This is a genomic window from Salinibacterium hongtaonis, assembly GCF_003065485.1.
GTDB lineage: Bacteria > Actinomycetota > Actinomycetes > Actinomycetales > Microbacteriaceae > Homoserinimonas > Homoserinimonas hongtaonis.
Genome location: NZ_CP026951.1, coordinates 179302 through 192672 on the forward strand (window position 1 = coordinate 179302; position 13371 = coordinate 192672).

At 65.5% G+C, this 13371-nt stretch carries 12 protein-coding genes; 7 read left to right on the plus strand and 5 right to left on the minus strand.

Annotated features, from left to right (window positions below):
• Positions 1-75: 75 nt before the first annotated feature.
• Genes C2138_RS00930 through C2138_RS00940 form a run of 3 tightly spaced genes read left to right on the plus strand, consistent with a single transcriptional unit; the run spans position 76 to position 3087 of the window.
• Entirely contained in the window at positions 76-471 is a 396-nt protein-coding gene (locus tag C2138_RS00930) for a PLD nuclease N-terminal domain-containing protein (RefSeq protein WP_108514798.1), read from the plus strand.
• Entirely contained in the window at positions 471-2174 is a 1704-nt protein-coding gene (menD, locus tag C2138_RS00935) for a 2-succinyl-5-enolpyruvyl-6-hydroxy-3-cyclohexene-1-carboxylic-acid synthase (protein ID WP_108514800.1), read from the plus strand. Before C2138_RS00930 ends, menD begins: the two co-directional genes overlap by 1 nt.
• A gap of 43 nt (positions 2175-2217) precedes the next feature.
• The gene (locus C2138_RS00940; RefSeq protein ID WP_108514802.1) at positions 2218-3087 is read left to right on the plus strand and encodes a polyphosphate kinase 2 family protein; all 870 of its coding nucleotides are present in this window, start codon (positions 2218-2220) and stop codon (positions 3085-3087) included.
• A gap of 24 nt (positions 3088-3111) precedes the next feature.
• Here C2138_RS00940 and C2138_RS00945 read toward each other — a convergent pair whose 3' ends face one another.
• A complete protein-coding gene (locus C2138_RS00945) occupies positions 3112-4395 on the minus strand; it encodes an isochorismate synthase (RefSeq protein WP_199286553.1) in 1284 nt (427 codons plus the stop codon).
• A 37-nt stretch (positions 4396-4432) separates the two neighbouring features.
• Between C2138_RS00945 and ubiE the strand changes: the two genes are divergently transcribed.
• The 3 genes from ubiE to C2138_RS00960 all read left to right on the plus strand — a co-directional run bounded on the left by ubiE (position 4433) and on the right by C2138_RS00960 (position 7648).
• Complete coding sequence (gene ubiE, locus C2138_RS00950; protein WP_108514804.1) at positions 4433-5137, plus strand: bifunctional demethylmenaquinone methyltransferase/2-methoxy-6-polyprenyl-1,4-benzoquinol methylase UbiE; 705 nt, start codon at positions 4433-4435, stop codon at positions 5135-5137.
• 82 nt (positions 5138-5219) lie between these two features.
• Entirely contained in the window at positions 5220-6242 is a 1023-nt protein-coding gene (locus C2138_RS00955; RefSeq protein WP_108518651.1) for a polyprenyl synthetase family protein, read from the plus strand.
• 50 nt (positions 6243-6292) lie between these two features.
• Positions 6293-7648 carry an FAD-dependent oxidoreductase gene (locus C2138_RS00960; protein WP_108514806.1) on the plus strand — a complete coding sequence of 452 codons (1356 nt, stop codon included), beginning with the start codon at positions 6293-6295 and terminating at the stop codon, positions 7646-7648.
• A 429-nt stretch (positions 7649-8077) separates the two neighbouring features.
• Here the strand turns inward: C2138_RS00960 and C2138_RS00965 are convergent, their stop codons facing one another.
• The 4 genes from C2138_RS00965 to C2138_RS00980 all read right to left on the minus strand — a co-directional run bounded on the left by C2138_RS00965 (position 8078) and on the right by C2138_RS00980 (position 12479).
• Positions 8078-8983 (minus strand): endonuclease domain-containing protein, encoded by a 906-nt coding sequence (locus tag C2138_RS00965; protein WP_108514808.1) that lies wholly within the window; start codon positions 8981-8983, stop codon positions 8078-8080.
• 257 nt (positions 8984-9240) lie between these two features.
• Positions 9241-10479: an acyltransferase family protein gene (locus tag C2138_RS00970; protein ID WP_108514810.1), complete on the minus strand. Its 1239-nt coding sequence runs from the start codon at positions 10477-10479 to the stop codon at positions 9241-9243.
• A 41-nt stretch (positions 10480-10520) separates the two neighbouring features.
• Positions 10521-11978: a cardiolipin synthase gene (gene cls, locus C2138_RS00975; RefSeq protein ID WP_108514812.1), complete on the minus strand. Its 1458-nt coding sequence runs from the start codon at positions 11976-11978 to the stop codon at positions 10521-10523.
• A gap of 12 nt (positions 11979-11990) precedes the next feature.
• Positions 11991-12479 carry a YajQ family cyclic di-GMP-binding protein gene (locus tag C2138_RS00980; protein ID WP_108518653.1) on the minus strand — a complete coding sequence of 163 codons (489 nt, stop codon included), beginning with the start codon at positions 12477-12479 and terminating at the stop codon, positions 11991-11993.
• A 42-nt stretch (positions 12480-12521) separates the two neighbouring features.
• On the opposite strand from C2138_RS00980, the gene C2138_RS00985 reads away from it, so the two are divergent.
• Positions 12522-13370, plus strand: coding sequence for a lytic transglycosylase domain-containing protein (locus C2138_RS00985; RefSeq protein ID WP_108514814.1), 849 nt, complete (start codon positions 12522-12524; stop codon positions 13368-13370).
• Position 13371 lies beyond the last annotated feature (1 nt).

Below are 13371 nucleotides of genomic sequence, written 5' to 3' on the forward strand. Positions count from 1 at the left end.
AGCGCCCGCTATCGCCCCGTCTGTGCAGCTCATCCGAGCCAGCCCTTTCCCGGCAGGCTGGCGTAGACTCTGCTCATGCGCGCCTTTCTGACCGTCTTCGCCGGCGCACTACTGCTTGCGTTCTGGGTCTTCTCCATCGTCGATTGCACCCGCACCGCTGCGATCCGCATGCGCGGCCTGCCCAAGCCCGCCTGGGTTCTCATCGTCATCCTTCTCCCCATCCTCGGTGGCGTGCTCTGGTTTGCCATCGGCAAGGATCGTCCCAACAAGCGCGGCGCCAAGCCCGCCCGCCCGATGTACCCGGATGACGACCTCGCCTTCTTGCGGCAGGTCGATTCTGATCGTGAACACGATCAGCGCATCCGCGATCTTGAGGCCAAGCTAGCCGAGCTCGACGACGACGGCACGGGTGACCAGAAGACGGGTCCGAGCAACGACAGCGGCCCCTCGAACGACACCAACAAGGACTGATGGCACCCGACAGCCCCGCGACGGGGTTCTCGGTCGCCCTGCTCGGTCGACTCATCGACCTCGGTGTGCGCGACATCGTCGTGAGCCCCGGTTCTCGGTCGCAGGCACTCGCTCTGGTCGCTGCTGAGTTTGAAGCGGCGGGCCGTGTGCGCCTTCATGTGCGCATCGATGAGCGTTCCGCGGCGTTCCTGGCGCTGGGGCTTGCCGTGGAGACCGGCGTCCCGTCCGTGGTGATCACGACGTCGGGCACAGCCGTCGCCAATCTCCATCCCGCGGTTCTTGAGGCTTATCACGCCGGCATTCCGCTCATTGTGATCACGGGGGATCGGCCGCAGGTATTGCGCGGAATCGGCTCCAACCAAACCACGCATCAGCACGGAATCTTCGGCAACGCCACGCGCTTCACGAGGGATGTTGACGCACTCGGCAGCGGCCACCACGATCCGGAATCCGTGGCCGAGCTTGCCGGTGAGGTTTTCGCTGCCGCTGCGGGCCACTCGGGCTCTGCCGGGCCAGCCCACCTGAACGTTGCCTTCACCGAGCCGCTCTCCGGCCCCGTAGGCGAGCTGCCGGCTGCGGCGTTGACTGCTGCACCCTCGCCAGCACCCTCAGCCTCGTCGCGCGCCGCCAGACCCGGGGCCGAGATCCTCACGATCTCTGCCGAGCCGGGCACCGTCGTCGTGGCCGGCCACGGGGCAGGCGACGTAGCCGAGACCGCGGCCCGGGCGCTGGGGGCGCCTCTTCTTGCAGAGGTCACGAGTGGTGCTCGGTTTGGCCCCAACCTCGTTGCCGCCTACCGAGAGCTCCTCCGCAACGACGACTTCGGCGGCCTGGTCCGCCGCGTCATTGTGTTCGGCCACCCCACCCTGAGCCGCGAAATTCCCGCGCTGATCGAACGCTCGGGCATTCACACGATCGTTGTGCGCGGCGCCTCTCCCGAGGATTACAACCCCGGCCACCGGGCGGATTCCATCGTCGATGGCATCGAGATCTCGGGTCCCCCCGACCCGGATCGGTCATGGACTGGGCGCTGGGTGCACGCAAGCCGTGCCATCGTCGAGGCTGGCGACGACAGCCCCGTTATCGATGCGCCTGATTCGATCGACGGATCCGTCACGGCCGCGTTCCAACGACAGACCCTCGCGGCGCTTCGCGCCCCCCTCACGCGTCGGGCCGTCGCCGACGCCGTGTGGAGGGCAACGTGGCCGCACGACCGGCTCGTTCTCGGGTCCTCCCGCCTCATCCGTGAGGTCGACCGAGCTGTGCAGGGCAAGAAGATTCGCGCGCACGCCAACCGGGGCCTTGCCGGCATCGACGGGACCGTCTCCACGGCCATCGGCATCGCACTCGCCAGCCAGGCCGAAGGCGCTGCCACGGGAACGACCCGGCTCCTCCTAGGCGACATCACCCTGCTCCATGAGCCGGGAGGCCTGCTGTTCGGCGCGGGAGAACTGCGCCCCCGCATCCAGATCATCGTCGGCAACGACGGCGGGGGAACCATCTTCGATGGCCTCGAGGTCGCGGCGACCACGGCATCCGCCGCGTTCGATCGGGTGCTCTATACCCCTCAGAACGTCAACCTCAGGGCGCTCGCTGAGGCTTATGGCTGGGAGTATGTGCGGGCAGGCACGCGCAGTGAGCTCGATCAGGCGCTCACCACATCCGGTGGCCCGACCCTGATTGACGTGCCGCTGCCTCGCTGATGCTGGTCTGCTGAAGCGGGTGGGGCGCGGGTAGCATCACCGCATGACTGAGTCGTCGAAAAGCGCGGAAACCTTTTGGGCGGCCGAGCCGTCAACACTCCTGCGGGTTGGCGCGCTATTTCGACTATCGGATGTCGACCCCGCTGCGACGCCGGGGTTCGACGGCGACGAGGCAGACGGCAAGCGCGAACTCCGGCGCACCAACAGTGAGCTTGCCGACCTGCAGGAGCGCCTGTGGGCCGAGAGCCGATTCGGCGGCGAACGCAGCGTTTTGCTGCTGCTCCAAGCCATGGATACCGCGGGCAAGGGCGGCATCCTGCGTCATGTGGTCGGCGGGGTAGACCCCCAGGGCATTAGCATCCACGCGTTTAAGGCGCCGACGGAGGAGGAGAAGGCGCACGATTTTCTCTGGCGGGTGCGGCGTGAGCTGCCGGCCGCGGGAATGATCGGCGTCTTCGACCGCTCTCACTACGAGGACGTGCTCATCCATCGGGTGCGCGGGTTTTCGCCCCCCGATGTGATCGAGCCGCGCTACGGCATGATCAACGACTTTGAGTCGCAGGTTGAGCAGGCGGGAACCTCGATCATCAAGGTGATGTTGCACATTAGCCACGACGAGCAGAAGCGGCGCCTGTCTCAGCGGCTTGAGCGACCCGAGAAAAACTGGAAGTACAACCCGGGCGACGTAGATGAGCGCATGTTCTGGCCCGACTATATGGATGCCTACCAGGCTGCCTTCGAGCGTACGTCGACCGACGTTGCCCCGTGGCATGTAGTGCCAGCGGACCACAAGTGGTATGCCAGGGTGGCCGTGCAGAGGCTGCTCCTGCAGACGCTCCGCGAAATCGATCCGCACTGGCCCGCCGCCAACTATGACGTCGAGTTCGAGAAGAAAAGGTTGGCGGCAAGCTAGCCGATCTGCGGTTCTGCTGGCGTTCTACTCCGCGGGGTCGAACGCGTCAGCGATGGGCCGAAACTTCATCCGGGTCTCCACGAGCTCCTGTTCTGGAACAGAATCGGCCACGATTCCTGCCCCCGCCCACGCCGTCACCGTGCCGTCCGCATCAAGCTGGGCACTGCGCAGCGCGACAGCCCATTCGCCGTCACCATCGGCATCGACCCAGCCGACGGGCCCGGCATAGCGTTCCCGGTCAAACGGTTCGAGCTCGCCCAGCAGACGCACGGCATCCGGTGTGGGGGTTCCCGCCACCGCCGCCGTCGGGTGCAGCGACTGGATCAGGTCGAGCGAGGTTGCGCCATCGTCGAGAAGCCCCTCCACATCGCTCGCGAGGTGCCACAGGTTGGGCAGCTTGAGCGTGAACGGCGTCTCGCTCGCCACGACGCCACGGCTGTGTGGTCGCAGAGACGACAGCACGCTCTGCACGGCGAACTCGTGCTCGTCCTGATCTTTCGTAGAGGTGGCGAGGGCGGTCGCGGCGTCGAGATCACTCGCGGCGTCGGTTCCGCGCGCCGCACTCCCGGCCAAAACCCGGGCCGTGACGGTGCCGGAATGCACCCCGACCAGCGTCTCGGGGCTCGCGCCAAAGAACCCGTCAACAGCAAAAGTCCAACAGTCGGGATAGCCATCGGCCAGGGTTGCGATGGTCGTGCGGATGTCGCCGCCGTCGTCCAGGCGACCCGTCAAATCCCGGGCCAGCACCACCTTGCTGAGCAGGCCATCGCGGATGCGGCGCACCCCTTCGCCCACGATCGTCGTGTAACCCTCGGGCGAGAGCGAACCGGGCGTGAGCGCTACATGCGGCCGGGTGCCGAGAGGTTCGGTAGCGGGCAGGTCTGCGGCGAATGGCCCGTCGGTGCCGGTGCCGGTGCTGGCATCGGTGCTCTGGCGAATGCGCGTAAGCCAGAACCGTCCCTCGGCGCGGCCGACGACCACCGAGGGAACGATCAGCACGCTCGTTTGCGCGGAGTCGGCGGCAAAAGTGAACGTGCCGAAGGCGACCAGGCCGGTGCCGGGAACTCGCAGCGGATCGGTGATCGTGGCGGCGGCAACCAGTTGCTTCCATGCCGCCGCGGCATCCGTCATGCGGTGCTCGCCGGAGAACTCCAGCCGTACCGCTTCTCCGTGTCCACGGATGCCAAAGCCCCTGCGTCGCCAGAGAAGAGGCCGGTCGCGATCGAGGTGCGCGGCGAGGGGGCCGGGGTCGGCGATCGGGCTGGTCTCGACCGTCAGCGCGGGGATCTGCGGTGCTGCTTCGGTCACCCAGCCAGCCTACTCGCGGCCCGGCTAGACTTTGGTTGTGGCTACAGCAGACCTCAGCAAGCAACCGGATCAGGTTTCGGCGATGTTCGACGAGGTCGCGCGCCATTACGACCGCACCAATGGCTTTCTCTCCATGGGCAATTCGGCCCTGTGGCGGCACGCCGTTGTGCGCGCGATCGACCCGCAGCCGGGGGAGCGCATCCTCGATATCGCCGCGGGAACCGGCACGAGTTCAGCCGTGCTCGCCCGCAGTGGAGCCCGCGTCGTCGCAGCAGACTTCTCGCAGGGGATGATCGATGTCGGTCGCACCCGTAATCCCCACATCGAGTTCGTTCAGGCCGATGCGATGGACCTGCCGTTCGACGACAATGAGTTCGACGTCGTCACCATCTCGTTCGGGCTCCGCAACATCAAGGACCCGCGCAAGGCTCTCGCCGAGATGTATCGAGTGCTCAAGCCCGGCGGCCGACTGCTCATCTGCGAGTTCTCCACGCCACCAGCGGCGGTAGTTCGCACGGGCTACAACGCCTATATGCGTTACGTCATGCCCGCCGTTGTCGGAGCCACGAGCTCCAATCCCGAGGCATACACCTACCTCGCTACGTCGATCTCCGACTGGCCAGACCAGGCGATCCTGAGCCAGTGGATCAGGGGAGCAGGGTTCACCCGCGTCGGCCACCGCAACCTCACCGCAGGCATTGTGGCTCTTCACCGCGGTCGCAAGCCGATCGCATCCGAGTGACCGTCGCCCGCGACTTCTGGGCCCAAAAGATATAGGTGATCGAGTGAACGGCAGAGTCTCCGGCGTCCGCCGCCGCTTCGGCATGGCGGCATCCCTCGGGCTCGGCGAGGCAATCTTCTCGTCGCCAGAGGAGCGTCGTGTCGTCAGCGACGTCGAGCGTGGCCTCGAAGATGTTGAGGCGGCACTGCTCAGCGAAGTTGCCTTCGCCGATGAGCTTGCGGATGTCACGAGCCGTTACCTGCTCGAAGCCGGTGGCAAGCGCGTGCGGCCCACGCTCACGCTGCTCGCGGCTCAGCTGGGCTCGGGCCGCAGTGAGAAGGTCGTCATCGCGGCCACTGCGCTGGAAATCACACACCTCGCGTCGCTCTATCACGACGACGTAATGGACGAGGCGAATATGCGCCGGGGCGTACCCAGCGCCCAAGAGGTGTGGGGCAACTCCGTCGCCATCCTTACCGGCGACCTCCTCTTTGCCCGTGCCAGCAAGCTCATCGCGAGCCTCGGCGAAGAAGCCATCCGCATGCAGGCGGACACTTTTGAGCGGCTGTGCCTCGGCCAGCTGCACGAGACGATCGGTCCGCGCGAAGGCGAAGACCCTGTTGCCCACTACATCCAGGTCCTCGCCGACAAGACCGGTTCGCTCATTGCGGCGGCCGCCCGCATCGGCCTCTCCTACTCCGGAGCGCCAGACGAATACAAGCCAGCGGTCGAGGAGTTCGGCGAGAAGATCGGCATCGCTTTCCAGCTCGTCGACGACGTCATCGACCTCTCAACGGAGTTCGAAGAGACCGGCAAAACTGCCGGCACCGATCTTCGCGCGGGAGTGGTGACCATGCCGACACTCCTTCTGCAGCGGCAGGCGGAGACCGACCCTGACGCCGCAGCGCTGCTCGCGCGCATCGAGGTCGGCCGAGCGGCCGATGGCGACGGCGAGCTCGTCGAAGCGATCCGCGAGCTGCGCAATCATCCCGTAACTCAAGAGACACTCGACGAAGCACAGCGGTGGGCCCGCGAGGCACAGAATGCTCTCGCCCCGCTCCCGCAGGGACCGGTGCGCAAGGCGCTCACCCGGTTCGCGGAGTCGATCGTCGAACGCACCAGCTGAATCACGCCCCGCGTCCCGTCGCGCCGTGCGCGATACGAAAGGAATGACCCATGAGCAAGCTCAGGCTCGCCATCGTCGGAGCCGGCCCCGCCGGAATCTACGCAGCAGACATCATCCTCAAGGCCGAGAAGCAGTTCGATGTTTCAATCGACCTGTTCGACCATCTGCCAGCACCGTATGGGCTCGTTCGCTATGGGGTCGCGCCTGACCACCCGCGCATCAAGGGCATCATCAATGCCCTCCGTGACGTGCTCGACCGCGGCGACATCCGCCTCTTCGGCAACGTTCGCTACGGAGTCGACCTCACCCTCGACGATCTCAAGCAGCACTACAACGCCGTCATTTTCTCCACCGGCGCCGTCCAAGATGCCCCGCTCGACATCCCGGGCATCGACCTGCCGCGCAGCTACGGAGCCGCCGAGTTCGTCAACTGGTACGACGGCCACCCCGACTTTCCGCGTGAATGGCCGCTCGAGACCGAGTCGGTTGCCGTGATCGGCAACGGCAACGTCGCCCTCGATGTAGCCAGGATGCTCGCCAAGCATGCCGATGACCTGCTGGTCACCGAGATCCCCGACAACGTCTATCAGGGTCTCAAGGCGTCCAAAGTCACCGACGTTCATGTCTTCGGCCGCCGCGGGCCAGCCCAGGTCAAGTTCACCCCGCTAGAGCTGCGGGAACTCGGCGAACTGCGCGATGTCGACATCATCGTGTACGACGAGGACTTCATCGACGACGAGGCCTCCAAGATGGCCATCGAGACGAACAAGCAGATCATGGTGCTCAACCGGGTGCTCAACTCGTGGCGTGAGCGGCCCGTCGGCGAGGCATCCCGCCGACTGCACTTGCACTTCTGGGCCAAGCCGCTCGAGGTGCTCGGTGATGAGCAGAGCGGAGTACAGGGCCTGCGCTACGAACGCACCGAGCCGGATGGCCAGGGCGGAGTGCGCGGTACCGGCGAAATTCGCGAGCTGCCCATCCAGGGTCTCTACCGTGCCGTGGGCTACTTTGGTTCCCCGCTCGACGGGATCCCCTTCGACGAGCGCCGTGGCGTGATCCCCAACCGTGAAGGCCAGGTCATCGACGATAACGATGAGCCCGTGCGCGGCGTCTTCGCTACCGGCTGGATCAAACGCGGGCCGGTCGGCCTCATCGGTCACACCAAGAGTGACGCCATGGAAACGGTCAGCCACGTCATCAACAGCCAGTCGGATTGGTGGACTCCCGAGCATCCCGATCCCCGTGCCATTGTGGAGTTGCTCATCTCCCGCGGGGTCGAGTTCACCGACCTCACGGGGTGGCACAACCTCGACGGTGCCGAGAAGCAGCTCGGCGAGGAGCAGGGGCGCGAGCGCATCAAGCTCGTAGACCGTGACGACATGCTCAAGGCCGCTCGGGGCGAGTAGCTCGTAGCTCCCGCTGCTGGCGCTGCTCGCGCCCCGCGCACCTCGCACCTCGCACCTCGCAGCTCGCGCTGCTCGCGCCTCGTACCTCGTACCTCGCGCCCCGCACCTCGCACCTCGCAGCTCGCAGCTCGCAGCTCGCGCTGCTCGCGCTGCTCGCGCCCGCGTGCACGCTGAGGGGTCCCAAATGTGCCTTCGCGGCACGCTCCGACGCTCATTCGGGACCCCTGAGCCGAGGCGTCCGGTTGCTCTCCCGCTGAGGGGTCCCGAATGCGTTCTTGCGGAGGGCGTCATGACTCATTTGGGACCCCTGAGCCGAAGCATCCTGCTCGCCGCCCTCACTTCGAGGGAGCCAGCCCACCCGGAGGCCCAGCCCACCCGGAGGCCCAGCCCACCCGGAGGCGCCCCAGGGGCCCCACCCGGAGGCGCGAATCAGTCGCGGGCTCGTCGACGGGCGGCAAGGACGCGACGGATGCGAGTGAGGAGTTCCGATGGTTCGTAGAGATCATCCGCGTTGAGCCGCATGACGAACCAGCCGTCCTCCTGGAGACGAGACGTGCGGGTCATGTCAGTGCGGAATTGCTCGACCCCTCGGTGATGGTCGCCTTGGTACTCGATAGCTAGTTTCTCGCGGGCGAATGCGAGATCGGCCCGGTAGCGCGTTCCATTGGACGTTGTAATCGGCAGGTTCACGGCGTACTCCGTGAATCCGGCCCGCTCTAGCATGACGCGCACGAGCGATTCAGGTCGAGACTCGGAGCGTCCGTTGAGTAACGCGATCGCTTCACGAAGAGCTACAGATCCCCGGCGCTTCCGCATCGTGGTGATCGCCGCCTCGAGTCGGCCGGGTGTGGTCAGGGGAGTGCGCCAGTGGATCAAATAGTCACCCGCAGCGACCAGGTCAGGCACAGAAAGCACGGAGCCGAGTTCGCACCAGGTGAATTCCGGCGACGCGATGCGCAGACCGGCCCAACTCCAGACATCCGACTCGGATGTCTGGAGTTTGTGACCGATTGTGCCCGCCGCCTTGAGTGCCCGGCGGGGTGCGGGTACGGCAACGTGCAATTCGTGGCGCAACTCAAGCCGGGGAGGGAGGGGGACACCCAGAAGCAGCGCAGCCGTGACCGAGCAGAAGTACGCGTCGGGGGGCATCCTGAGCTGGAAGGCGGCGCATCGGGCTTCGAGGCTCAGCGAGCTTTCGGTTGTGCGGACCCCGTGGAACGGTCGAACGAGGTCGGTGCCGGCGAGCCGACTTGGGCTGAGGCCCGATGCGTAGCCCTGACGCGACGTGAATGGGCCACCGGAGAGTGGCGACGGGAGCGGGATTCGAGCGGCCATGACCCATGGTTTCTGGGGCAGGGGCTCGTCGCGAGCGAAAAGCCACCCGGGTGTGAACGGCGCACACGTTTGCGCTCTGGGGAGAAGCGAACTCGACGCTGCGAGGCCGCGCCTCGGGACCCTGAAGGGTCCACAATGCGTCCTGCGGACGCTGGGGAAGACGCATTTGGGCCCCCTCAGCGGAAAAAGGCCTGAGCTTGGGCCAAGCGCGGGAGAAGCGAGCGAGCAGGAGCGGGCGCGGGCGCAGACGCGGCGCGCTACGCGCTGAAGCGCGCCGGCATCATGCGCCGGGCGGTCTTGCGTGCGGGCTCCTCAACGAGTCGCCACAGAACCCACGCGAATACCCAGGAGGCGGCCATCACGAGGATGGCGATTACGGCGAGCCAGCCTCCGGCCGCGCCCGTGCGCTGGGTGACGAGCAGGCCCGCGCCGATGACGAGTGGATGCGACAGGTAGAGCGCGTACGAGACGCGTCCTCCCACGAGGAAGGGCCGAGTGGAGAGGAGCCGAGCGAGGGGGTCGCGACCGCACACGGCAAGGGTTCCGATCAGCAGCACGAGCAGCGGCAGCACGATAATCGACTCGGTGGGAGCGATCTGGTCGACGCCGTTATAGAACTCGGGCTGCCCTGCGCGGGGGAACCGGCGCGGGTCGAACGCGGTGACCAGGTAGATCACGACGACGATGGCGACGGCAGTGATGGTGGGCAGAGGTACGCGGGACTGGATGCCGCGACGCATCCGGTCTTTGAGAAAGACAGCGAGGATGGCGCCGATCCAGAACTCCGTGAGCACGCGGACGGCGACCATGCCGCCCATGATGTCCCAGCTGTCGTTGCTGAACAGCAGGATGGTGTCATCCTGCATGCTGAACCCCACGATGATCATGGGCAACGTGAGCAACGCCATCGTGATGAGCATGCCGCGCGGGCTCACAACCTTGGCGTAGCGGGCGAGCACCAGAACGCCACCGAGGCCGAACGTGAGGTAGGCCATCCATTCGGCGCTGATCGACCAGTCGAGTCCGTTCCAGTCGAGCTCGTGCGGGTACCAGGCGTGCACGAGAAAGAGGTGCTCAACAAGCCTGGGCACGTCGACCTCAGCGGCCCAGACGGGGTCGCCGGTGATCCAGAACATGACGATGAAGTAGGTGCCAAAGAGCATGAGTACGAACGCCGTGAGTGGCCACACCCGCCCGAGCCTGAGCCAGAGGAACCCGACGCTCTTGCGCCAGTCGTAGCGCGTGGTCATGGTGTCGAGGTGGGTGACCGTGAGGATGAAGCCGCTCAGGATGAAGAAGAGGTCAACGCCCAGATAGCCCACGTTCATGAGCGGCGCGAGCAGATGCATTCCGGGGAAGGCGTCGATGAGTTCGGTGCGATAGTGCCGCAGGAAGACCCAGAACGCGGCGAGTGCGCGGATGCCGGTGAGTGGTGCGATAAAAAGGCGACCGGGTGGGGTGGTCGCCGCGAGGGGCGTTGATACTGCGGCGGTCACCCGTGGAGTCTAGCCAACGACGGCCGTGAGGCCGCCCAAACCTACTGAACGGTGGCGGTGAGCCTGGCCACGTTGTCGAGCACAGCGGAGCGCAATGGGCGGGTGAGCCACTCGTCGAGACTCAGCTCCCGGCTGCGTTCGCGGTAGGTCTGCTCCAGCTCGCGGAGGTCCCGCACGAAGCTGCGCCCGTGCACCATGATCGAGATTTCGAGGTTGAGGCTGAACGATCGCATATCCATGTTGCTCGAGCCGATCACGGCGACATCGTCATCGATCGTGAAGTGCTTGGCGTGCAGCACGATGGGGGATTCGTAGAGCCAAATGCGCACTCCGGAGCGCAGTAGCGCCTCGTAGTAGCTGCGCTGAGCGTGATAGACGACCTTTTGATCGGCGACCTCTGAGACGAAGAGCTGCACGTCGACCCCGCTCTGCGCTGCCGTGGTGATGGCGTAAAGCATCGACTCGTCCGGCACGAAATACGGGCTCGTGATGATCACCCGCTGCTCGGCGGCGTAGATGAGGTCGTTGAACAGGCGGAGGTTGTTCTCGCCCTTGAACGCGGGGCCGCTGGGCACGACTTGAGCGTCGAGCGGATGCTCTGGGCGCACATTGCGGATCACCGCCGGCTCACGGGGCAGCATCTCATCGGTCTCCGAGTACCAGTCCGTGACGAACAGGGCGTTGATTCCGGCGACGATGGGGCCCTCGAAGCGCACCATGAGGTCTTTCCAGTGCAAGCCGTGGCGAAGATTTCCCCGCTTGTTGTAGCTGGAGTCGATCATGTTCTGCGAGCCAGTGAACGCGACTTCGCCGTCGACGACGAGCAGCTTGCGATGGTTGCGCAGGTCGATGCGCTGGTACTTGCCGCGCAGAGGCTGGAACGGCAGCATCAGTTGCCACTGCACCCCGGCCTGCTTGAGCCTGCGGATGGTGCGCCGATAGCCGGGACTACGAATCGAGGCGATGTGGTCGAGCATCACGCGCACGGTGACGCCTCGCTTGACCGCGTTCTCCAGCGCTGTGAAAAACGGCTTGGTCGTGGAGTCGTACGCCACAATGTAAAACTCTGCGTGCACATACCGCCGCGCGCGATCAACGGCCTCGGTCATTGCAATGAGCGACTCTTCGTACTGTGGGTAAAGCTTGGCGGAGTTGTCGCCGACCATGGGCATCGCGCCCAGGGTTCGGTTGAGCAGCACAGCGTTTTCGAGCCAGCTCGGCCACGGACTGTTCTTGCGCACATCGTCGACACCCTGAGTGGTCTCAAGGATGAAGCGGCTGATCTCGTCCTGCTTGTTGCGGCGCTTCTTGGGCAGCTTGGAGTTGCCGAAGACGAGAAAGAGAATGAAGCCCACGTAGGGGATCAGAAAGATGGCGAGGAGCCACGCCATCGCCGTCTGCGGGCGCCGGTTTATGGGCACATAGACGACGGCGAAGACTCGAATGGCGACATCCACAATGATGCCGAACACCACCCAGAAGGTGGCGACCCACTCCATCCCCACGCGGAGCTACCTGAAGTTCACGAACTGAAGGTCCACGTCAAGGTCGGCCCCCTTGAGCAGCGCCATCGTGGCCTGAAGGTCGTCCCGGCTCTTGGAGCTGACCCGCAGTTCGTCACCCTGGATCTGGCTCTTCACGCCCTTCGGGCCCTCGTCGCGAATGATCTTGTTGATCTTCTTCGCATCCTCCTGCGCGATGCCCTGCTTAAGGCTCGCTTCGATGCGGTACTCCTTGCCAGAGGGGAACGGCTCCCCGGCGTCGAGGCTGCGCAGGCTGATGCCGCGCTTGATGAACTTTTGTTCGAGAACCTCGAGCACGGCCTTGACCCGCTCCTCCGAGCTGGCCTTGAGCAGCAGCTTTTCGCCGCTCCAGTCGACGGATGCTCCGACGTTCTTAAAGTCGTAGCGCTGAGAGAGTTCCTTCTGCGCCTGGTGGAGCGCGTTGTCGGCCTCCATCTTGTCGACCTTGCTGACGATGTCAAAAGTTGAATCTGCCATGACGCCCATGTTACCGGCGGTCGGCCTGGGTAGGGTCGGGGGATGCGTTACCCCTCACCGAATGCCGCAAAGCCACGGGGGGAGGGGCCGGATGGGCGCGATAAGCGCTCCCGGCGACCGACCGAGTGGGCACTCGTCGGCGGCATTGCCGCGGGGGTCATCGCGCTGGGAGGAACCGTAGCGATCGTCGCCATGCTGCTCACTCCGACCGGCGACCAAACGAGCACCTCTGAGGCACCTCGCCAGAGCGACGCGGCCTATGCGGCCCCATCTCTGTTGCCGCCCGAGGCCGAGGTCCCTGCGCCGGGTGCCGTGGGTAGGGCAGACCACGACTGGGTCCGAGCGACAGCCCAAGCAACCGGCATCCCCGAACGGGCGCTCGCCGCCTACGCTGGCGCAGCCCTGTTCAAATCCACCGACCGGGCCGACTGCGGCATCGGATGGAACCACCTCGCCGCGATTGGGCTCATAGAAAGTGACCACGGCCGCTATGGAGGGTCGACCATCGCGACCGATGGCACCACGGTGCCGCCCATCTATGGAATCGCCCTCGACGGAAACGGTGTGGCCAGCATCCCGGATTCCGATGGCGGCACGATCGACGCAGACGCCACCCATGACCGGGCGGTGGGGCCGATGCAGATCATTCCCGGCACGTGGCGCAACTGGCACGTGGACGGCAATAGCGATGGTGTCGAGGACCCGCAGAATATTGACGATGCTGTGATCGCCGCCTCGAATTACCTGTGCCGGTCGAGCCCGGACATGGTGGATGAGGATGGCTGGCGGGCAGGCATCCATGCCTATAACCGGTCGGATGCTTATGCCCATTCAGTGGCAGACGCTGCCAACCGCTATGCCGAGGCGGCGGCGACCGTCGCTTTTGGCTGAC

Coding starts and splice junctions, on each gene's coding strand:
- C2138_RS00965 (WP_108514808.1), bottom strand. CDS start 8,983: ATGGCCGCTCGAATCCCGCTCCCGTCGCCACTCTCCGGTGGCCCATTC.
- C2138_RS00955 (WP_108518651.1), top strand. CDS start 5,220: ATGGCGGCATCCCTCGGGCTCGGCGAGGCAATCTTCTCGTCGCCAGAG.
- C2138_RS00930 (WP_108514798.1), top strand. CDS start 76: ATGCGCGCCTTTCTGACCGTCTTCGCCGGCGCACTACTGCTTGCGTTC.
- C2138_RS00960 (WP_108514806.1), top strand. CDS start 6,293: ATGAGCAAGCTCAGGCTCGCCATCGTCGGAGCCGGCCCCGCCGGAATC.
- cls (WP_108514812.1), bottom strand. CDS start 11,978: ATGGAGTGGGTCGCCACCTTCTGGGTGGTGTTCGGCATCATTGTGGAT.
- C2138_RS00980 (WP_108518653.1), bottom strand. CDS start 12,479: ATGGCAGATTCAACTTTTGACATCGTCAGCAAGGTCGACAAGATGGAG.
- menD (WP_108514800.1), top strand. CDS start 471: ATGGCACCCGACAGCCCCGCGACGGGGTTCTCGGTCGCCCTGCTCGGT.
- C2138_RS00985 (WP_108514814.1), top strand. CDS start 12,522: ATGCGTTACCCCTCACCGAATGCCGCAAAGCCACGGGGGGAGGGGCCG.
- C2138_RS00940 (WP_108514802.1), top strand. CDS start 2,218: ATGACTGAGTCGTCGAAAAGCGCGGAAACCTTTTGGGCGGCCGAGCCG.